20 protein-coding genes are annotated in these 20,753 nt (G+C 63.7%); all 20 read left to right on the top strand.

Annotated elements, in window-relative coordinates; translation table 11 throughout:
• Nucleotides 1-7 precede the first annotated feature (7 nt).
• The 20 genes from AB6809_RS27360 to AB6809_RS27265 all read left to right on the top strand — a co-directional run bounded on the left by AB6809_RS27360 (nucleotide 8) and on the right by AB6809_RS27265 (nucleotide 20,715).
• Nucleotides 8-988, top strand: a complete 981-nt coding sequence (locus tag AB6809_RS27360; protein WP_029971851.1) for a DedA family protein/thiosulfate sulfurtransferase GlpE — start codon at nucleotides 8-10, stop codon at nucleotides 986-988.
• A gap of 139 nt (nucleotides 989-1,127) precedes the next feature.
• A complete protein-coding gene (locus AB6809_RS27355) occupies nucleotides 1,128-2,006 on the top strand; it encodes an RNA polymerase sigma-70 factor (protein WP_029971852.1) in 879 nt (292 codons plus the stop codon).
• A 227-nt stretch (nucleotides 2,007-2,233) separates the two neighbouring features.
• Nucleotides 2,234-3,226, top strand: coding sequence for a LysR family transcriptional regulator (locus AB6809_RS27350; RefSeq protein WP_029971854.1), 993 nt, complete (start codon nucleotides 2,234-2,236; stop codon nucleotides 3,224-3,226).
• Between the two features lie 194 nt (nucleotides 3,227-3,420).
• Complete coding sequence (locus tag AB6809_RS27345) at nucleotides 3,421-3,936, top strand: Ohr family peroxiredoxin (RefSeq protein WP_035570807.1); 516 nt, start codon at nucleotides 3,421-3,423, stop codon at nucleotides 3,934-3,936.
• A 207-nt stretch (nucleotides 3,937-4,143) separates the two neighbouring features.
• Nucleotides 4,144-4,446: a DUF3331 domain-containing protein gene (locus tag AB6809_RS27340; protein ID WP_244231048.1), complete on the top strand. Its 303-nt coding sequence runs from the start codon at nucleotides 4,144-4,146 to the stop codon at nucleotides 4,444-4,446.
• Between the two features lie 210 nt (nucleotides 4,447-4,656).
• On the top strand, nucleotides 4,657-6,066 hold the full coding sequence (gene leuC / locus AB6809_RS27335) for a 3-isopropylmalate dehydratase large subunit (protein ID WP_029971410.1): 1,410 nt from the start codon (nucleotides 4,657-4,659) through the stop codon (nucleotides 6,064-6,066).
• Between the two features lie 5 nt (nucleotides 6,067-6,071).
• On the top strand, nucleotides 6,072-6,230 hold the full coding sequence (locus AB6809_RS27330; RefSeq protein ID WP_029971411.1) for an entericidin A/B family lipoprotein: 159 nt from the start codon (nucleotides 6,072-6,074) through the stop codon (nucleotides 6,228-6,230).
• An 86-nt stretch (nucleotides 6,231-6,316) separates the two neighbouring features.
• Nucleotides 6,317-6,970: a 3-isopropylmalate dehydratase small subunit gene (gene leuD, locus AB6809_RS27325; RefSeq protein WP_006047596.1), complete on the top strand. Its 654-nt coding sequence runs from the start codon at nucleotides 6,317-6,319 to the stop codon at nucleotides 6,968-6,970.
• A 37-nt stretch (nucleotides 6,971-7,007) separates the two neighbouring features.
• Nucleotides 7,008-8,075 (top strand): 3-isopropylmalate dehydrogenase, encoded by a 1,068-nt coding sequence (gene leuB / locus AB6809_RS27320; RefSeq protein WP_029971412.1) that lies wholly within the window; start codon nucleotides 7,008-7,010, stop codon nucleotides 8,073-8,075.
• A gap of 396 nt (nucleotides 8,076-8,471) precedes the next feature.
• On the top strand, nucleotides 8,472-9,593 hold the full coding sequence (asd, locus tag AB6809_RS27315) for an aspartate-semialdehyde dehydrogenase (RefSeq protein ID WP_029971413.1): 1,122 nt from the start codon (nucleotides 8,472-8,474) through the stop codon (nucleotides 9,591-9,593).
• 140 nt (nucleotides 9,594-9,733) lie between these two features.
• Nucleotides 9,734-12,268, top strand: a complete 2,535-nt coding sequence (locus AB6809_RS27310) for a FimV/HubP family polar landmark protein (RefSeq protein WP_029971414.1) — start codon at nucleotides 9,734-9,736, stop codon at nucleotides 12,266-12,268.
• Nucleotides 12,265-13,077, top strand: a complete 813-nt coding sequence (gene truA / locus AB6809_RS27305; RefSeq protein ID WP_029971415.1) for a tRNA pseudouridine(38-40) synthase TruA — start codon at nucleotides 12,265-12,267, stop codon at nucleotides 13,075-13,077. Before AB6809_RS27310 ends, truA begins: the two co-directional genes overlap by 4 nt.
• On the top strand, nucleotides 13,074-13,796 hold the full coding sequence (locus AB6809_RS27300; RefSeq protein WP_029971416.1) for a phosphoribosylanthranilate isomerase: 723 nt from the start codon (nucleotides 13,074-13,076) through the stop codon (nucleotides 13,794-13,796). Before truA ends, AB6809_RS27300 begins: the two co-directional genes overlap by 4 nt.
• Before the next feature lie 55 nt (nucleotides 13,797-13,851).
• Nucleotides 13,852-15,045, top strand: coding sequence for a tryptophan synthase subunit beta (gene trpB, locus AB6809_RS27295; RefSeq protein WP_029971417.1), 1,194 nt, complete (start codon nucleotides 13,852-13,854; stop codon nucleotides 15,043-15,045).
• A gap of 11 nt (nucleotides 15,046-15,056) precedes the next feature.
• On the top strand, nucleotides 15,057-15,968 hold the full coding sequence (locus tag AB6809_RS27290; protein ID WP_029971418.1) for a site-specific DNA-methyltransferase: 912 nt from the start codon (nucleotides 15,057-15,059) through the stop codon (nucleotides 15,966-15,968).
• Between the two features lie 41 nt (nucleotides 15,969-16,009).
• Nucleotides 16,010-16,822 (top strand): tryptophan synthase subunit alpha, encoded by an 813-nt coding sequence (trpA, locus tag AB6809_RS27285; protein ID WP_029971419.1) that lies wholly within the window; start codon nucleotides 16,010-16,012, stop codon nucleotides 16,820-16,822.
• 79 nt (nucleotides 16,823-16,901) lie between these two features.
• Nucleotides 16,902-17,774: an acetyl-CoA carboxylase, carboxyltransferase subunit beta gene (gene accD / locus AB6809_RS27280; protein ID WP_006047605.1), complete on the top strand. Its 873-nt coding sequence runs from the start codon at nucleotides 16,902-16,904 to the stop codon at nucleotides 17,772-17,774.
• A gap of 180 nt (nucleotides 17,775-17,954) precedes the next feature.
• Nucleotides 17,955-19,265 (top strand): bifunctional tetrahydrofolate synthase/dihydrofolate synthase, encoded by a 1,311-nt coding sequence (folC, locus tag AB6809_RS27275; protein ID WP_029971420.1) that lies wholly within the window; start codon nucleotides 17,955-17,957, stop codon nucleotides 19,263-19,265.
• Nucleotides 19,266-19,294: 29 nt separating this feature from the next.
• The gene (locus AB6809_RS27270) at nucleotides 19,295-20,212 is read left to right on the top strand and encodes an SPOR domain-containing protein (protein WP_029971421.1); all 918 of its coding nucleotides are present in this window, start codon (nucleotides 19,295-19,297) and stop codon (nucleotides 20,210-20,212) included.
• Between the two features lie 8 nt (nucleotides 20,213-20,220).
• The gene (locus tag AB6809_RS27265) at nucleotides 20,221-20,715 is read left to right on the top strand and encodes a CvpA family protein (protein WP_006047608.1); all 495 of its coding nucleotides are present in this window, start codon (nucleotides 20,221-20,223) and stop codon (nucleotides 20,713-20,715) included.
• Nucleotides 20,716-20,753: the final 38 nt, after the last annotated feature.

Here is a 20,753-nt window from a genome sequence, read left to right as displayed (position 1 = left end):
AGGCAACGTGTTTTCCCATGAACTCATCGCGCAGTACGGCGCGCTCGTCGTATTCCTGAGTGTGCTTGGCGCGTCACTCGGTCTGCCTGTGCCCGCCATGCCAACGTTGATTACCGTCGGCGCCAGCATCACGATTGCAACCGGTGCCCAGCAATCGGCCGTGTCTCATTTCGCGTCGACGTTAGGGGCTGCCGCGTTGGGCGGAGTGCTTGGCGATCTCGTCTGGTATGAAGGCGGAAGACGATTCGGCGAACGCACGCTTCGAACGGTTTGTCTCTTATCGTCGTCGCGTGATAGTTGTGTGAGAAAAACCGAGCGGTTCTTTGGGCGCTGGGGCGTGCGAGTTCTGATCGTCGCCCGTTTCGTCCCCGGCCTGTCGCTCGTTGCAGTGCCGTTGTGCGGGGCAATGGCGGTCAGGTTGCGGTACTTCATCGCCTGCGATTGCGCCGGAGTGGCCTTGTGGGCTTCCATCGCGCTCGCTATTGGCGGAGCGTTCGCCGCGCAGATCGACCTGTTATTCGCGGTGATTTCGCATCTCGGCTGGCGGGCACTGGGTATCGTCGCAAGTGCACTCGCGCTGTATTGCTGCTATCGCTATTGCCGGCATCTCATGCTGTCCAAAGCGCTCGAAACGTCGCGGATCGATGCAGTGGAGTTGCACGGTTTGCTAACCGACGAACCGCGGCCGGTCATCTTCGACATTCGTTCTCCCGAGAGGCGGACGCTCGATCCGTTCGTCATTCCGGGCGCCGTATTCGCCGACGAACGCAAATGCGGCGAGATAGTACGGGCGTACGACACGAACCGGACGTTCGTCATTTACTGCTCGTGCCCGGGAGAAGTGTCCGCCGCATGGATGGCCGGCCGTTTGCGTCGCGCCGGAATCAGACTTGCATTGCCGCTGACCGGAGGCATCGACGCATGGCGCGATGCCGGTTTCAACGTTGCCCCGGCGACAGCAGCCGGCGGCGAGCGCCGTGCGCAGTAAAGATTGGCGGAGGTGCCGGATTTCATGACGGTATACTGATCGGCGCGAATGATCGCGCGGGCGTATGTGCGCGGTTTGGTCATGCGTTTCTGCCACGGAAACGCAATAGATCCCATGTACTGTGCACAAGGACCGTTCCATGGACGACACCAGCATTTTTGACAAGCTTCGCCCGCGCTTGCAGGGCATTGCATATCGGATGCTGAGTTCGGTCGCAGAAGCGGAAGACGTGGTGCAGGACGTTTGGTTGCGCTGGCATTCGACCACACGGGAGACCATCGAGAACGCGGAGGCGTGGCTTGTCGCCGTGACGACGCGGATCTCCATCGACCGTTTGCGCGCCGCGAAAATCCAGCGCGAGCATTACACCGGCATCTGGCTTCCTGAGCCGCACGTTACCGACTATCCCGCAACGCCGGAACAGGCGAAGGAGCGCGCTGACGATGTGTCCGTCGCCTTTCTGATGCTGCTCGAACGGCTGAGCCCGGAAGCGCGCGCGGCCTTCCTGCTGCGCGAAGTATTCGATGCCGACTACGATGAAATAGCAAAAGCCATCGGCAAGAGCGAAGCGGCGTGCCGGCAACTGGTGAGCCGCGCGAAGGCGCAGTTGCGCGACGATCGTCCGCGCTACGTCGTGTCGCGGGAGACGCATCATCGGTTGCTGCAGACTTTTGCGCACGCTTTGCAGCGCGGCGATTTTGCGGCGATCAATTCAATGCTGGCCGAAGATGCCGTGCTCATGGGCGATGGCGGCGGCCGGGTGCAGAGCTTTCCAAAACCGATGGTGGGCGGCCGGCGCATCGCGCAGCTTTTTTATGCGGCTGCGCTTCGCTACAAAAGCGGACTGCGCGTCGAACTCATCGTCCTCAACAGCCAGGCGGCACTGTTGCGCTTTTTCGACGGCGCACTCGAATCGGCGCAGACGTACGAGACGGATGGCGAGCGCATTGTGCGCATTCAGGTGCAGCGAAATCCCGACAAGCTGGCGCGCATCGCGGCCAGATTCGACGGCCGATGATTCGCGATCCCGCAAGGTCTGGACAACGTTTATACGATTAATTGCAATAGCAGCGAAATCGATGCCGCAACATTGCTGAACGGGAAGGGCGCGCCCGCCATCGCGCGGCTGAAATTGCGGGCGGACTGGCAGATTGTCCATCCCAGCGGATTCGTGAGCCCGGTTTGTCACAGACGGCCGGGTTAAAACGTCTTGTCGAGTACGAAACCTTTAAATCGTGCCCGCCCATGTCCGACGATCATTCCGCCCGCCCCTTGACCGACAATTCGCTCGCGAGCAGCTTTGCCACGAGTTACGCCGGTGTCGTTTCGTTTCTCGCCGTGGCCAATGAAGGCAGCTTTGCCAAGGCGGGTGACCGCCTCGGCATTGGCCGCTCCGCCGTCAGCCGAAACGTGCAAAAGCTCGAAGCGCAGCTCGATGCGCGGCTTTTTCTGCGCACCACGCGCAGCACGTCGCTGACCCGCGAAGGCGAACTGTTTTATCAGAACTGCCATCCGGGCGTCGAACGCATCGTGCAGGCGCTCGAGGACATGCGCGAATTGCGTAACGGACCGCCGCGCGGCCATCTGCGTATCTGCTCGACACCCGGATTCGGGCGCAAGATCGTCGCGCCGCTGCTGCGCGGTTTTCGCTCCCGCTATCCGGACATAGCGCTCGAACTATTGCTGAACGATCGTCCTGCCGACTTCATCGCGGATCGCGTCGATGTCGGGTTTCGCGACGGGCGTATGGAGGACAGCGAAGTCGTGGCAAAGCAACTGATACCCATGCAGATGATCGTCTGCGCGTCGCCCCAGTACGCGAAAAAACACGGTGTGCCGCGTCATGTCGACGATCTCGCCCAGCATCGGTGCATCAACTTCCGCAGTGCGTCGGGGCGCGTGAGCGACTGGGAGTTCAAGGTCGATGGACTCATACAAAAGCAGTTGCCGCGAGCGCAGCACACCTTCAACGACATGGACCTCATCGTGCAGGCCGTGCTCGACGGCGAGGGCATCGCTCAATTGCCGGCCTATCAGGTCTGCGATCTGTTGCGGAAAGAGCGCCTGGTTTCCTGCCTCGCCCAATATGCGCCGGACGACCGCGGTCACTATGTCTGTTATCTCAGCCGCAAGCATTTGCCCGCCAGAATCCGCGTGTTCATCGACTACATGGCGGAACAAACGCGCGCGCTCGACCTGCAATGCCTGAGCACCATGATGGCGGTGCCGGCGCTCTGATTGGTGCTTTGGAGGCAACACGGTGCGTCGCCGCGCAAGCCTTCCCGACGGGCGGCCGCGCACCTACGATGCACTCATACGCTGACGGCGCATCCACGCCGGTCCGGCGCACTACCTACAGAGTCGCGAACTCACGCGCATGGTTCGACTGGTTGCGAGCCTCGGCGTGAGCCAACGGCTGTCGGACATACATGATGAGCCCTTTGCATCCGCCGCCCCTCACGCTGCTCGATAAGTACTTCGGGCCAGATTTTCAGTCACTGTATTCGACGACCGTGACCGCTACGGGCGGCGAGGCGAGTCATGGCCGGGCATCCGGCGTAGTCCAGTCGGACGACGGCCAACTCCACCTCGACTTGCGCCTGCCCGCGGCGCTCGGCGGCCCGGGCGGCGGGACGAATCCCGAGCAGTTGTTTGCCGCCGCCTACGCCGCGTGCTTTCACGGCGCGTTGAACCTGCTCGCCGCCAAGGCGGAGATAGCGATCGTCGACGCGAAGGTGGAAGTGACGGTCGATTTCGGGCGGGACCCCGTCGATGGCCTGTTCAGGCTGATTGCGCAGGTCCGCATTCATTTGCCCGGTGTTGAGCCGGCCATTGCGGAAGCACTCGTGCGCGACACCGAACGTTTCTGTCCGTACGCGAAGATGGCGCGCGAGGGGATCGTGAGCGTCGTCGCACTCGCGCGGCCGGATAGCGCGCCAAAGCGGTAAGCCGGCAGCGTCAGCCCGCAGCCATGAGACTCTAAAGCCAGAGGCGAAGCATTGTGCAGGCGATCGCCGCTGCAAGTCGCAGGAGAACCGGAGATGTGTGGACCCGACCCCTGGTCGCAAATTATCGGACGGCTGAGCGCGCATTGGCATGAGACTGCATCGGCGGTTTGCGAGGCGTCGGGGCGCCGCAACCGACGCAGCCGCCCGATGGCTGCGCATGCGGTGTTCAACGGCCGCCTGCCTACGATTCGAAGCATCGAATGGCAAACCGACACGACGGTGCTCGTTTCGTGGAGCGACGCCACGCGCGGCAGCTATCTCGATCAGACCTGGCGCGCCGGCTATGCGCGCGTCAGAGGTGTTTGCGCGCTGAGCGGCATGTCCGTCAAGCGGGGCGATGTGGTGTTCCGGCCGTTCCACCGCGGCACCGCACCGCCGTCGAATGCGCTCGAGATGATCCTGGCTTCGGTGCTGACGGGGTATGCGGAGAGGCTGCTTGTGCTGGGGTGATGTGTGCCGCGATCGGCGCTGCATCGTTCGATCCCGGCCCCAACGCCGGCACGAAACCTTGCCGGGTGCCGCCGATACAGGTATCGACACTACCACCCAACTCCCTGTTTTTTATCGCTTTTTTGCATGGTTGCGCGGCCCACGGCGTGACTTCGCGTGGCATAATCGACCGACACAGTCAGCCCGCAGTCATTACTACCCCCGCATACCATGGCACAGACTCTCTACGACAAATTGTGGAACACGCACGTGATCCACACGGAAGAAGACGGCACGACGATTCTCTATATCGACCGTCACCTGCTGCACGAAGTCACCAGCCCACAAGCGTTCGAAGGCCTGAAGCTGGCCGAGCGTCCGGTGTGGCGCATCAGCGCGAATCTGGCCGTGTCGGATCACAACGTGCCGACCACCGACCGCAGCCACGGCATCGCCGATCCGGTCTCGAAGCTGCAGGTCGACACGCTCGACTCGAACTGCGACGCCTACGGCATCACGCAGTTCAAGATGAACGACCTGCGCCAGGGCATCGTCCATATCATCGGGCCGGAGCAGGGCGCCACGCTGCCGGGCATGACGATCGTGTGCGGCGACTCGCACACGTCCACGCACGGCGCGTTCGGCGCGCTCGCGCATGGTATCGGCACGTCGGAAGTGGAACACGTGCTCGCCACGCAAACGCTCTTGCAGAAGAAAAGCAAGAACATGCTGGTCAAGGTCGAAGGACCGCTGCCGCGCGGCTGCACGGCGAAAGACATCGTGCTCGCGATCATCGGCAAGATCGGCACGGCGGGCGGCACGGGCTACGCCATCGAATTCGGCGGCTCGACCATTCGCGCGCTCTCCATGGAAGGCCGCATGACGGTCTGCAACATGGCGATCGAAGCAGGCGCGCGCGCCGGCATGGTCGCTGTGGACGACACCACGATCGAATACCTGAAAGGCCGTCCGTTCTCGCCCGAAGGCGCGGAGTGGGACATCGCAGTCGATTACTGGAAGCAGTTCAAGTCCGACGAAGGCGCACATTTCGATCGCGTGGTCGAACTCAACGCCGCCGATATCGTGCCGCAAGTCACGTGGGGCACGTCGCCGGAAATGGTCACCGCCGTGGACGGCCGCGTACCCGATCCCGAGCGTGAGAAGGACCCGGGCAAGCGAGAGGCGATGGAGCGCGCGCTCAAATACATGGCGCTCGAACCGAATGCGCCGATCGAGTCCATCAAGCCGGATAAAATCTTCATTGGGTCGTGCACCAACGCGCGCATTGAAGACATTCGCGCCGCGGCTTACGTCGTGAAGAAACTGGGCCGCCGCGTCGCGCCGAACATTCGCCTCGCGATGGTCGTGCCGGGCTCGGGTCTGGTGAAAGCGCAGGCCGAACGTGAAGGCCTCGACAAGGTGTTCACCGACGCCGGTTTCGAATGGCGCGAGCCGGGCTGCTCGATGTGCCTCGCGATGAACGCCGACCGGCTCGATCCGGGCGAGCGTTGCGCGTCCACGTCGAATCGTAATTTCGAAGGTCGTCAGGGCGCCGGTGGCCGTACCCATCTCGTGAGCCCCGCCATGGCCGCAGCCGCGGCTATCGAAGGGCATTTTGTCGATATTCGCAAGCTGGGATAAATCGCATGATGAAGAACATGAATCGCACTACTCTACTGCGCCGCTTCGCGCTCGGTACTCTGGCTGGGTTGCTGCTCGGCCTGACCGGCTGCAACACGGTGCACGGATTTGGGCAGGACATGTCGCACCTCGGCAATTCGATCAGCAATCACGCTGAGAAATAACCGGTTTTTGATTTTTTGCCGGCGACGCAGCGAGCGGCTTTCGTGCCGCCACGCGCATCGCCGGTCCTGAAACAGGCGCAAGCGTCATGGATAAATTCATCGTACACACCGGCGTCGTGGCGCCGCTCGATCGCGAGAACGTCGACACGGACGCGATTATTCCCAAGCAATTCCTCAAGTCGATCAAGCGCACGGGCTTCGGTCCGAACGCGTTCGACGAGTGGCGTTATCTCGACCACGGCGAGCCGGGTCAGGACAATTCGAAGCGTCCGCTGAATCCCGACTTCGTGCTGAACCAGCCGCGTTATCAAGGCGCGTCGGTGCTGCTCGCGCGCAAGAACTTCGGCTGCGGCAGCTCGCGCGAACACGCGCCGTGGGCGCTTCAGCAATACGGCTTCCGCGCGATCATCGCGCCGAGTTTCGCCGACATTTTCTATAACAACTGCTTCAAGAACGGCCTGTTGCCGATCGTGCTGACCGAGCAGCAAGTCGATCACCTGTTCAACGAGACGTATGCGTTCAACGGCTTTCAGTTGACCATCGACCTCGACAAGCAGGTCGTGCGCACGGCGGACGGCGGCACCGAGTATCCGTTCGAAGTGGCGGCATTCCGCAAATACTGTTTGCTGAACGGTTTCGACGACATTGGCCTCACGCTGCGTCACGCCGACAAGATCCGCCAGTTCGAAGCCGAACGCATCGCGAAGCAGCCGTGGCTCGCTCACCGCATCGTCGGATAAGACTCGAAGTCTCGAAGAAAATCACCAAGGAATTCGCATGAAGATCGCAGTGTTGCCGGGCGACGGCATCGGCCCCGAAATCGTCAAGGAGGCCGTCAAGGTTCTCAACGTGCTCGGCGAAAAGTTCGAACTGGAAGAAGCGCCGGTTGGCGGCGCGGGCTACGAGGCGAAGGGTCATCCGCTGCCCGATTCGACACTCGCGCTCGCGAAGGAAGCCGACGCGATCCTGTTCGGCGCCGTCGGCGACTGGAAATACGACAAGCTCGAGCGCGCGCTGCGCCCGGAGCAGGCCATTCTCGGCCTGCGCAAGCATCTGCAACTGTTCGCGAACTTCCGCCCGGCCATCTGCTATCCGCAGTTGACCGGCGCTTCGTCGCTGAAAGAAGAGATCGTTTCGGGTCTCGACATCCTGATCGTGCGCGAACTGAACGGCGACATCTACTTCGGCGCGCCGCGCGGCGTGCGTGAAGCGCCGGACGGTCTTTTTGCGGGCGCGAAGGAAGGCTTCGACACCATGCGTTATTCGGAGCCCGAAGTGCGCCGCATCGCGCACGTCGCGTTTCAGGCAGCGCAAAAGCGCGGCAAGAAGCTGACGTCGGTGGATAAAGCCAATGTGTTGGAAACGTCGCAGTTCTGGAAAGACGTGATGATCGACGTCTCGAAGGAATACGCGGACGTCGAGTTGTCGCACATGTATGTCGACAATGCCGCGATGCAGCTCGTGAAGGCGCCCAAGTCGTTCGACGTGATCGTGACCGGCAACATGTTCGGCGACATTCTCTCCGACGAAGCCGCCATGCTCACGGGTTCGATCGGGATGCTGCCGTCGGCCTCGCTCGACAAGAACAACAAGGGCTTGTACGAGCCGTCGCACGGTTCCGCGCCGGACATCGCCGGCAAGGGCGTGGCGAATCCGCTCGCGACGATTCTGTCGGCTGCCATGATGCTGCGTTATTCGCTGAACAAGGCGGAGCAGGCCGACCGCATCGAAAACGCGGTCAAGAAGGTGCTCGAACAGGGCTACCGCACTGGCGACATTCTCACGCCGGGTTGCAAGCAGGTCGGCACGGTGGCGATGGGCGACGCAGTGGTCGCAGCACTGTAAAAGAGGCTCGTGCATGTGGGGCGTAGATGGCCGCGCCCCGCGTTCAAGTCGGCGGTAATCAGGTCGTTAAAATGATCTTTAATACGCGAATCGGCCTGCAACAGGCCGATTCGTGCGTGTAATACGGGCGGCAGCGACGGTTAGGGACGTCGCCGGATTCCGGTTTTCGTGTATATTGTAGCAATGGCACAGATGGCTCAAATCTCCTCGATTTCGAAACTGCACGGCAAAACGGCCCGTGTGGTTGAGCTCGCCATTATCACCAAAGCGCTGATTAAAACGATTACCCCGAAAACGATCACGAAACGCTGATCGTCCGTCGTGCCCGCTCATCTTCCCCGCGCGGTCACTACGGGCAAAGATGCGGGGAAGTTTCCACTCGAAGGGTATGAAGTCATGAACGTAGGTCTCGTAGGTTGGCGCGGCATGGTCGGCAGCGTCCTGATGCAGCGTATGCAGCAGGAAGGCGATTTCGACTTGATCGAACCGGTGTTTTTCAGCACCAGCAACGCGGGCGGCAACGCGCCGTCGTTCGCCAAAAACGAGACCAAGCTCAAAGATGCGACAAGCATCGACGACCTGAAGAAGTGCGAAGCAATCATCTCCTGCCAGGGCGGCGACTACACGAACGAAGTGTTCCCGAAGCTGCGCGCGGCCGGCTGGAACGGCTACTGGATCGACGCGGCATCGTCGCTGCGCATGAAGGACGACGCGGTCATCATTCTCGATCCGGTTAATCTCGACGTGATCAAGAACGCGCTGGTCAAGGGCCAAAAGAATTTCATCGGCGGTAACTGCACGGTCAGCCTGATGCTGATGGCGCTCGGCGGCCTGTTCCGCGAAAACCTCGTCGACTGGATGACGGCCATGACGTATCAGGCCGCCTCCGGCGCGGGCGCGCAGAACATGCGCGAACTGCTGTCGCAAATGGGCACGCTGCACGGCGCAGTGAAGAACGAACTCGCGGATCCGGCTTCGGCGATTCTCGATATCGACCGTCGCGTGCTCGAAGCCATGAACAGCGACAGCATGCCGACCGATCACTTCGGCGTGCCGCTCGCCGGCTCGCTGATTCCGTGGATCGACAAGGATCTCGGCAACGGCATGTCGAAGGAAGAGTGGAAGGGCGGCGCCGAAACCAACAAGATTCTCGGCAAGCCGGCCATGGGCACGCCGGGTTCGATCCCGGTCGACGGCCTGTGCGTGCGGATCGGCGCAATGCGTTGCCACTCGCAGGCGCTGACCATCAAGCTGAACAAGGACGTGCCGCTTGACGAAGTGAACAGCATCCTCGCTTCGGGCAACGACTGGGTGAAGGTGGTGCCGAACGAACGCGAAGCGTCGATGCGCGATCTGTCGCCGGCAGTGGTGACGGGCACGCTGACGGTGCCGGTCGGCCGCGTTCGCAAACTGGCCATGGGCGGCGAACATCTGTCGGCATTTACTGTCGGCGATCAGCTGTTGTGGGGCGCGGCCGAGCCGCTGCGCCGCATGCTTCGCATTGTGCTCGACAAGTAAAGTAAACTACGCGCTCACGACGCGTAGAAAACTCAAGAAGCGTCGCGCTTGCGCGGCGCTTTTTTCATTTGTGTGCTCCGATTATCTTGTCTCTTTATAACCGCAAAAAAGGGCCGCGCGCTGACGCGCCAGGAGTCCCGATGAAACCTCGACTCTCTTCCCTTCGGGCCATGTTTGCGCGCCCACGTACCGGCCGCCTCGCGGCCACGGTCGCTTTGGCGTTGATGCTGACGGGCGCCGGTTTGGGCAGCGCGATGGCCGCGCCCGGCGACGCCGCGAGCGCGCCCGAAGGCGCCACGGCATCTGCGCCTCAAGCCGCGTCGGCCTCGTACTCGGCGGGTGGGCAATACACGGTCAAGCCGGGTCAGTCGCTGAACGATGTCGCGATTGCTGTCACCCAATCACACGACCGCGCCACGCTCGCACGCGCGGCACGCGCTGTCTTCGACGCGAACCCGAACGCCTTCATGGGCCACGATCCGAGCCGGATGCGTCTGGGTGCGGTGCTGACGGTGCCGCCGCTGGACGCGTCGGGCGCAGTGGTTGTGGCGGCGGGTGCAACGCCAGCGGCTGCTGCTTCGGGGCCGGCGGCTGGCAGCGGGTCGTCGTCGAATGCTTCGGTCGCGGCGGCCGCGAGCGGCGCCGCGCAAGGCAATGCGGCGGCGAGTGCGGCGGCGAGTGCGGCGGCGAGCGCGCCAGGGGCGGAAGCTCCCGCGACGCAGGCTGCGCCGTCGGCAGCGCCTGCGGTTCAGGCCAACGCCAATGGGGCATCGGACGCGGGTTCGGCAGCGTCGGCCGGGGCCGGCGCGGCGTCGTCGGAGGCTGCTGGTGCGCAGCCCCCGTCCGCCGCGAGCGGCACGCATGTGTGGGCGGGGTCCGTGCAGCCGTCAGCGAGCGAAGCCGCCAGCGCGGGCACGGGTGCATCGCAGCCGCGCGCGCAGGTGTCGAGCTTGCAGCAACTGCTCGCGCTCAAGAATCGCGTGCTGATGGAGTTGCAGAAGCATGGCATCGGCGGCTCGTCCGCGGCGCCGGCTGTGCAGTCGTCGGCGAGCGGCGTGCAACCGGCGGCGGGCGCATCGGCCCCGGCTGTCGTGTCGGGTCATCCGGGCGCTGCTGTGTCGACGTCGAACCAGGCCGGCCTTTCGCAGACGAACCTCGCCGTGGGCGCGGCGGTCGGCGCGGCGCTGGTCGTGCTGCTGACTGCGTTGCGTCTCGGTCGGCGTAAGCGGGAGCGTTTGGCCGACGCGCAGCGAGCGGAGGCGTCAGAGGCATCCGAGAAGGCTGCGGCGGCCAATGACACCGCGCCGGTAGTTCCGGCTGCTATTCCCGTTGACATCGCCAAACGCGACGAATCCCACGAACCCAACGCCGAAGACGCCGCGACCGCGCGCCACGCCGCAACGATGGCCGAGACGGAGCGCGAAGCGGCTGAAGGCGACGCCGCCGCACGCGAAATGTCGGAGCGCATCGCGGCGGAGCGCGAGGCCGAAATCCGCACCGCGACCGCACGCGAGGCAGAGGCGAGCGAAGCGGCGGAGCAGGCGGCTGCGCAAGGCGCGGTGGAGCGCGAAGCGGCAGAACGCGCGATAGCCGACGAGGCTGCGCATGATCGCATCGCGGCTGAACAGGACCTCGACGCAGCACGCCTCGCGGCCGAGCGTTCGACAGCGGAACACGCCGTAACTGGCGCTAGCGCCAGCGAGGAAACCGCAGCCCAGCAAGCCGCGGCAGACGAGGCAACCGCAAGGCAAGCCCAACTCGCGTCGGACCAACCGGCGGCTGAACGCGTAGCGGCGCACGAGCCGGCATCGGAACAGGCAGATCGATCGGCGCCTCGTGAACCATCGGCGGCTTTCGAACCGCACTCGCCGGAACAACCCGCTGCCTTCGACCAAAGCGACCTCGCATCGGAAGAACATCGCCACAATCTGGACGACGCGACGACAGCCGCGAGCCTCGACGCCGCCGCCGAACTAGGCGCCGACGCGTTGCCGCGAGCGCCGCTTCAGCCGTTCAACGAGGCGTGGGAGCCCGAGCCGGTGTCCCATCGTCTGGAATGGGATGACGAGCCGTTGCCGCCCGAGCCGATGGAGCCGTCGATCCCAGAAGCACCGGCAACGCTCGCCCAAGTCGATCACGACCAGCCGCGCGCGCCCGCATCGGCGGAATTCCCGCGCGACGCGCTCACCGCGTTCGGCAGCCTCGATATGCCGTTGCCGCCGCGCGTCGGGTCCACCGCCGACACCATGAGCGCACCGCAGTCGCTGAGCAGCCAGCCTGTCGCGTCGCCGGAAGCCACCGCGCGTCAAGCGGTGCCGCCGCCGCCCAACGCCGAACAAGCGCCGCATGCCGCCGACGAAATCGCGGCCGGCACCGCCGGCCGTGGCGCCGTAGCGGGTCTCGGCGCGGGCACATTGGGCGCAGCGGGTTTCGGCGCGCTCAAGCTCGACTTCGACCTGGAACTCCCGCCGAGCCCCGCGCAGCCGCTGCCCGCGTTCACGCCGGCGGATCTTGCCCGCATCGCGCGAAACAAGCTCGATCTGGCCGCCGAGTACATCGAGCTGGGCGATCTTGCCGGCGCGCGCACGCTGATCAACGAAGTGATCGAAGCCAACGATCCGGCCACGCGCAACGATGCCCGCGCGTTGCTCTCGACGCTCGCTCCGTTGTCGTGAAGCGCATTGCTTTAGGCATTCAGTACGACGGATCGGCGTTCTGCGGATGGCAGTCGCAGCCGCATGGCAACACGGTTCAGGACGAGCTGGAACGGGCGCTGCGCGAATTCGCACAGACGCCTGTGCATACCGTCGTCGCAGGCAGGACGGATACGGGCGTGCATGGCCTCGGCCAGGTTGTGCACTTCGATACCGAACTCGAGCGGGCCGACGTCTCATGGGTCCGCGGCACGAATACGTTTTTGCCCAAGTCGATTTCCGTGCAATGGGCCAAGCCGATGCCCGAGGCGTTCCACGCGCGGTTTTCCGCGTTCGAGCGCACTTATTACTATCTGCTGTACGTGCATCCGGTGCGTTCGCCGATGCTGGCGGCGCGGGCGGGTTGGGTGCACACGCCGCTCGACATTGAAGCGATGCGGGCGGCGGCGGCTCATCTGATCGGCGAGCACGACTTTTCGGCGTTCCGCTCGTCGCAATGCCAGGCGAAGACGCCGATCAAGCATCTGCATCAGATCGACATCGAACAGCACGGCGACTTCGTGCATTTCCGTTTCCGGGCTAACGCGTTTTTGCATCACATGGTGCGCAACCTGATGGGATGCCTGGTGTATATCGGCAAGAGGCGTCGTCCGGTCGAATGGATGGCCGAGGTGCTCGCGAGCCGCGATCGCGAGTCGGCGGCGCCGACCTTCATGCCGGACGGGTTGTATCTCGCGCAGGTGGGCTATCCTGAGCACTTCGAGGTGCCCGCGCCGCAGACCGGCAGCGTGCCGTGGAGCACCGTATGGAACGAGCAGGCACACACATGAGTTCGACCGAAAACCTCGCAACAGCAGCGTCAGAGTCAGATACGGGCGCCGCACAGCAAGCCGTGCCCCGGCGCACGCGCATCAAGCTGTGCGGCCTGTCGAATCCGGCCGACGTCAACCACGCGATCGAATTGGGCGCGGACGCCATCGGCCTCGTGTTCTATCCGCCGAGTCCGCGCTCGGTGAGCGTCGCGCAGGCTGTCGAAATCATGCAGGATGTGCCGCCGTTCGTGTCGGTAGTCGGCTTGTTCGTGAATCCGTCGCCGGAATGGGTGCGTGAAGTGGTCAGTAACGTCGGGCTCTCGCTGTTGCAGTTTCACGGCGACGAGACCGCCGAGCAGTGCGAATCGCTCGCCGGCATTGCGGGTTTGCCTTGGTTGCGCGCGCTGCGCGTTGCGGCGGATACTCGACCGGCCGATTTGGTAGAATCGGCTCTCAACTATTCAGGCGCCAATGGCTTTCTGTTCGACACTCACGTCGAAGGCTATGGCGGCGGCGGGAAGGTTTTCGATTGGTCACTTATTCCAGCAGAGCTCGCGCGTCGGGCCGTTTTGAGTGGTGGGTTGAACGCGCAAAACGTCAGTGATGCGATCCATCGCGTGCGCCCGTACGCGGTCGATGTCTCGAGCGGCATCGAAGTGCCGGGCGCCAAGGGCGTGAAAGATCACGCCCGGATGGCGGCGTTCGTACGCGCGGTGCGCGCAGCGGACGCCGGATGATTCCGCGGCGCGGCGCTCAAAGAGCTCGCCGCGCGCCACGAAAAGAGTGATCCACATGTATAACTTGCCTGACGAAAGAGGCCATTTCGGCCAGTTTGGCGGCGTGTTCGTCGCCGAAACGCTGGTTCACGCGCTCGACGAGCTGCGCGCAGCCTACGAGAAATTCCAGAAAGATCCTGAGTTTGTCGCCGAGTACGAGCGCGAGCTGAAGTACTTCGTCGGCCGGCCTTCGCCGATTTATCACGCGCAGCGCTGGAGCGAGATGCTCGGCGGCGCGCAGATTTTTCTGAAGCGCGAAGACCTCAACCACACCGGCGCGCACAAGATCAATAACGTGATCGGCCAGGCGCTGCTCGCGAAGCGCATGGGCAAACCGCGCGTGATCGCCGAAACCGGCGCCGGGCAGCACGGTGTTGCCACCGCGACCATCGCCGCGCGTTTCGGCATGGAGTGCATCGTCTACATGGGCGCCGAAGACGTGCGCCGCCAGGCGGCCAACGTCTACCGCATGAAACTGCTGGGCGCGACCGTGGTGCCGGTCGAGTCGGGCTCGCGCACGCTGAAAGACGCGCTGAACGAGGCCATGCGCGACTGGGTGACCAACGTCGAAAACACGTTCTACATCATCGGTACGGTGGCGGGGCCGCATCCTTATCCGATGATGGTGCGCGACTTTCAGCGCGTGATCGGCGACGAATGCAAGGTGCAAATGCCCGAGCTCATCGGGCGGCAGCCTGACGCGGTAATTGCGTGCGTCGGCGGCGGTTCGAACGCGATGGGCATCTTTTATCCGTATATCGACGACACTTCGGTGCAGTTGATCGGCGTCGAAGCGGCCGGCGACGGCATCGAGTCCGGTCGGCACGCGGCCTCGTTGATCGGCGGCAGCCCCGGCGTGCTGCACGGCAATCGCACGTATCTGCTGCAGGACGAGAACGGCCAGATCATCGAGACGCATTCGGTGTCCGCCGGCCTCGACTATCCGGGCGTCGGGCCCGAGCACGCGTGGCTAAAAGAGAGCAACCGCGCGCAATACGTCGGCATCACCGACGAAGAAGCGCTCAAGGCGTTCCACGACTGCTGCCGCATCGAGGGCATTATTCCGGCGCTGGAGTCGAGTCACGCGCTGGCTTACGCCACGAAGCTCGCGCCGACGCTGGCCAAAGACAAGCACCTGCTGGTGAACCTGTCCGGCCGCGGCGATAAGGACATGCACACGGTCGCGGAGCGATCGGGCATCCAGTTCTGAGCGCCGCCACGATGCGCGACGAGTTCGACGAGCCGCAGCCGGCGACCAGTGAAACGACGCCGGCCGGCGAGCTTCTGGCGCCCGAGGCGCCTGCGCTGCTGTTGCCGCAGGTGCCCGCGGGCATCCAGTTGTTGAACCGCGATTTCCTGACCGATGTAGCGAATATTCCCGACGCGTCGATCGACCTGATTCTTTGCGACCCGCCATATGGGCTCGGCAAGGACTACGGCAACGACTCCGACATGCGCACCGGCGACGACTTCCTCGCCTGGACGCGTGGCTGGCTCGAGCTTGCTATCCCGAAGCTCAAGCCGTCGGGCTCGCTCTACATCTTCTGCACCTGGCAGTACGCGCCGGAAATCTTCAGCTTCCTGAAGACAAAACTCACGATGATCAACGAAATCATCTGGGACCGGCGCGTGCCGAGCATGGGCGGAACGACGCGCCGGTTTACGTCGGTGCACGACAACATCGGTTTCTTCGCGGTGTCGAAAGATTATTACTTCGACCTCGATCCCGTCCGCATCCCGTACGATGCCGTCACGAAGAAGGCGCGTTCGCGTAAATTGTTCGAAGGCAGTAAGTGGCTGGAGCTTGGCTATAATCCAAAGGACGTCTGGTCTGTATCGAGGCTGCATCGGCAACACGCCGAACGCGTCGATCATCCCACGCAAAAGCCTTTGGAGATTGTCGAGCGAATGGTGCTGGCCAGTTGTCCGAAGGGCGGCCGCGTGCTCGACCCTTTCATGGGCAGCGGCACCACCGCAGTCGCTTGCGCCCGCCAGCAGCGCGAATTCGTCGGCTATGAGATCAATGAAAGTTACTGCGCGATAGCGCGGGAACGCGTCAGCGCGGCTGCTGCCGCGCCCGCCGCGCGTCGGCCGGCCAAAGCCAAAATGCAACGGCAAGCCGAAGTGCAATGACGCGACGCGCCGAGCGCAGTAGCTCAATCGAGAACAACTCCATGTCCCGTATCAAGAACACGTTCGCCGCACTGTCCGAGCAGGGCAAAAAAGGCCTGATTCCTTTCATGACGGCCGGCGACCCCGACCCCGCCCGCACGGTCGAATTCATGCATGCGCTCGCCGCCGGCGGCGCGGATGTCATCGAACTCGGTGTGCCGTTTTCCGATCCGATGGCGGACGGCCCCGTGATCCAGCAATCGTCCGAGCGGGCACTCGCACACGGCGTGTCGCTGCGCCATGTGATCGCCGATGTGAAACGCTTTCGCGAAACCAACGACACGACGCCGGTCGTGCTGATGGGCTACGCCAATCCGATCGAGCGCATGGGCACCGAAGCCTTCGCGCAGGCGGCGAAGGAAGCCGGCGTCGACGGCGTGCTGGTGGTCGATTATCCGCCCGAAGAATGCGCTAACTTCGCCGAAAAAATGCGTTCGGCGGGGATCGATCCGATCTTTTTGCTGGCGCCCACGTCGACTGACGAGCGCATCGCCGAAGTCGGCAAGATCGCGAGCGGTTACGTCTATTACGTGTCGCTGAAAGGCGTGACCGGAGCGGCAAATCTGGACGTTTCCAGCATCGCGAGTAAAATCCCGGCGATCAAGTCGCGCGTGCCCCTACCGGTAGGCGTCGGTTTTGGCATCCGTGACGCGGAAACGGCGCGTCTCGTGGGCGAAGTTTCCGATGCCGTCGTGATCGGTAGCCGTATCGTGCAATTGCTCGAGCAGGCGGCCCCCGAAACCGCTGTCGAAACGCTCACGCGTTTCATCGCAGAGGTGCGCGAGGCGCTCGATAGCGTCGCGACTGCCCGATAACAGTGATTTTGTCGTCTGTAGTGTGAGCGGCGGGTTCGTCCCGCCGTTTGCGCAACCGTTGACCCCAGAAGGATTCAATATGAGCTGGCTCGATAAGCTGCTGCCGCCAAAAATCAAACAAACCGACCCGAAGAGCCGCAAGGGGATTCCGGAAGGCCTGTGGATCAAGTGCCCGTCGTGCGAAGCCGTGCTGTATCGCAACGACGTCGAGGCCAATCTGCATGTTTGCCCGAAGTGCGACCACCACATGCGCATTGGCGCGCGCGAGCGGCTCGACGGCCTGCTGGACCCGGAAGGACGCTATGAAATCGGCCAGGAGATCGTTCCGGTCGACGCGCTCAAGTTCAAGGACAGCCGCAAGTACCCGGACCGCCTGAAAGAGGCGATGGACGACACCGACGAAACCGACGCCATGGTCGTCATGGGCGGCGCGATTCACACGTTGCCGGTCGTCGTGGCCTGCTTCGAGTTCTCGTTCATGGGCGGCTCGATGGGCTCGGTGGTTGGCGAGCGCTTTGCGCGCGGCGCGCAGAACGCGCTCGAGCAAAAGGTGCCGTTTATCTGCTTCACCGCATCGGGCGGCGCGCGGATGCAGGAAAGCCTGCTCTCGCTGATGCAAATGGCCAAGACCACGGCGATGTTGACGAAGCTGGCCGAGGCCAAGCTGCCGTTCATCTCGGTGCTGACCGATCCGACCATGGGCGGCGTGTCCGCGAGTTTCGCGTTTCTCGGCGACGTCGTGATCGCCGAGCCGAAGGCGCTGATCGGCTTCGCCGGCCCGCGCGTGATCGAACAGACCGTGCGCGAAAAACTGCCTGAAGGCTTCCAGCGCGCGGAGTTTCTGCTGACGAAGGGTGCGATCGACATGATCGTGGACCGCCGCAAGCTGCGCGAGGAACTCGCTCAATTGATGGCGCTGTTGAGCCATCAGCCGGCGGACGCCGTCGCGTAAGCTGCGAAGGCCAACGACAGACGTCTTCGTCGTCGGCAAAAACGTAAAAAACAGCGCGCCGCTTGAGCAATCAAGCGGCGCGCTGTCATTTCCGGGATAATCACGGTCTCGCATACTGCGCGAGGCGCTGCGCCGCGCATGTTTGCCACACCGCTCAATGATTTTCTCGCGATTCACCCGATGACCACATTCCCCACCCTCGACGCGTGGCTCACGCATCTCGAATCCGCGCATCCGGTCGGCATCGACATGGGGCTCGCGCGGATCAGCCAGGTTCGCGACGCGATGCAGTTCTCGTTTGCGTGCCCGGTCATCACAGTTGGCGGGACGAACGGCAAGGGCTCGACCTGCGCGATTCTTGAATCGATCCTGCTGCGCGCCGGTTTTACGGTGGGCTGTCACACATCGCCGCATTTGCTGTCGTTCAACGAGCGCGCGCGGATCAACGGCCAGATGGCGAGCGACGCCGATCTGCTCGAGCACTTCGAGAAGGTCGAGGCCGCGCGTTCGAGCCTCGCCCAGCCGGTGTCGCTAACGTACTTCGAATTCACGACGCTCGCGATCATGAGCCTGTTCGCGTCGCGCGGACTGGACGCGGTGATTTTCGAAGTGGGCCTCGGCGGGCGCCTTGACGCCGTCAATATTCTCGACACCGACTGCGCGATCATCACCAGTATCGACATCGATCACACCGAATATCTCGGCGACACGCGCGAGAAAATCGCGCTCGAAAAGGCGGGCATTTTCCGCCCCGGCAAGCCGGCGATTTGCGCGGACCCGGTGCCGCCGCAAACGCTGATCGACCACGCGGAGCAGATCGGCGCTGAACTGTGGCTATTTGGCCGCGATTTCCGCTACGAAGGCCAGGCCGGCAGCGAGCGTCAGCAATGGAATTACGTCGGCCCGACGCTGCGGCGCTCGGCGCTTGCCTATCCGGCGTTGCGCGGCGCGAATCAATTGATCAACACGTCCGCCGCATTGGCCGGACTCGAGGCGCTGCGTGATCGCCTGCCGGTTTCGGCCCAGGATATCCGGCTTGGGCTCGCGAACGTCGAGTTGCCTGGCCGTTTCCAGGTCCTGCCGGGCAAGCCGGCGGTCGTGCTGGACGTCGGCCACAATCCGCACGCGGCCGCGGTGCTGGGCCAGAATCTCGGCAATATGGGCTTTTTTCCGTACACCTATGGCGTGTTCGGCATGATGGGCGATAAAGACATCGCCGGCGTGCTCGCGCATCTCAAGGGCGAAATCGATCACTGGTGCGTGACCGATCTGCCCACGCCGCGAGCGGCCTCGGCCGGGCAACTGGAAGCCGCGTTGCGCGAGCAGGGCGTGGAAGACAGCGCCGACAGCAGCGTCACGCGTTACGCCAACCCCGCCGACGCGTACCAAGATGCGCTAAAGCGGGCGTCAGAGAATGATAGAATCGTGGTTTTCGGCAGTTTCTATACGGTAGCAGGCGTGATGGCCTACCGTAAATCGCAGCAACACTGAACGGGCGCCACGCTCGAACCAAGCGATTCATGGGAATTTTCTCGTTCGGCAAGAAAGACGACGCGCCAAGCCGGCGCGGCGCAAACACCAGTTCCACCCGGGCCGCCCGTAGCGAGCGCGTGGAGCGGCGGACCCGCCGCACCGAGCGCACCGTCGATGCCGATGCGATGCTGCTCGACCCCACGTTGCCGGAAAAGCAGCGCGCGCGGCGGCGGCTTGTCGGCGCGATCGCGATGGTCGTCGCGGCAGTGGTCGTCCTGCCGATGGTGCTCGACTCGCATCCGAAGCCCGTTACCGACGACATCTCCATCGACATCCCCAGTCGTCCCGCACCGAAACTCGCAAAGCACGAAATCGACACGCAGGCTGGCGTCGCGCCGGACAATCCGACGCCGGATGCGGCACTCGCCGCTTCGAGCCTCGCGCCGGCCACGCAAGCGCCGTCGAAGGACACCAGGCGGGCCGACGCGAACGCAGCTTCGGCGTCCGCCGCGAAGCCTGCTACGAAGCCGCAGGCGCCCGCCGTCGCAGCGAACACCGCGCCGACACCGGCGCCCGCCACATCGACAGCGCCTGCCGTGACGGCCAAGCCGACCAGCAAGCCGGCAACCCGCAGCAATGCCACGGCCGCCGCGCCATCCGCGGACGAAAGCAACGTCGCCGCGAGTGCAGACGCGAATTCGGGCACGCCAGCCTCGCCGCCGGGCAACCGTTTCGCCGTCCAGCTCGGCGCTTTTGCAAACGAAGCCAATGCGCGCAACTGGGCAAGCAAGTTGAAAGCGGCGGGAGTGCCCGCATATACCGAACATCGGAAGCAGGCTGACGGCTCGACGCTCACGCTGTTGCGCGCCGGACCATTCGCGGATCGCGCGGCGGCAAGCGCCGCCATCGCGAAGGTTCGCGAGGCAGGTCTGGGTTCGGGCACGAACAACGGCGCTAGCCAGTAAAGCGAGCGATGTTCACTGCCTTCGACTACGCTGTAATGGCGGTGATCGGTTTGTCGGCCTTGCGCGGCACATGGCGCGGGTTTTTGTCCGAGGTGTTCGGGCTGATCGGCTGGATCGCGGCGTTTTTCATTGCCTGCCGCTTCGTCGGTTATGTCGTGCCGTATATCCCGTCCACGTGGCCGGGCGGCGCGCTGACCCAGTGGCTGTTGGCCTTCGCGCTGGTGGCGATCGGCGTGGTGCTGGTGGCGAGCGTGCTGAATGCGCTCCTGAGCCGCATCGTGCAGGCTTCCGGCTTGAGCGGCGTGGACCGCTCGCTCGGTTTGATGTTCGGCCTCGTACGAGGGGTCGTTCTGGTGCTGATTCTGGTCGCCCTCGGAGGCCTGACCGAACTGCCCCAACAGGAATTCTGGCGCAACGCCTTGCTGCGGCCATATGCGGTAGAGGGCGTGCACGTAATGAAACCGCTGCTTCCGGAAACGCTCGCTGCGTACGTCCGCGTGTGACGATCAGTTAAGCGAAAAGGGAACGCGGCAGGACTCCG

Origin of the sequence: Paraburkholderia sp. RCC_158 (assembly GCF_041355255.1) — a bacterium.
Classification (GTDB): domain Bacteria; phylum Pseudomonadota; class Gammaproteobacteria; order Burkholderiales; family Burkholderiaceae; genus Paraburkholderia; species Paraburkholderia graminis.
Note: the sequence above shows the minus strand (reverse complement) of the source record. Positions and strands in the feature narration are given on the sequence as shown.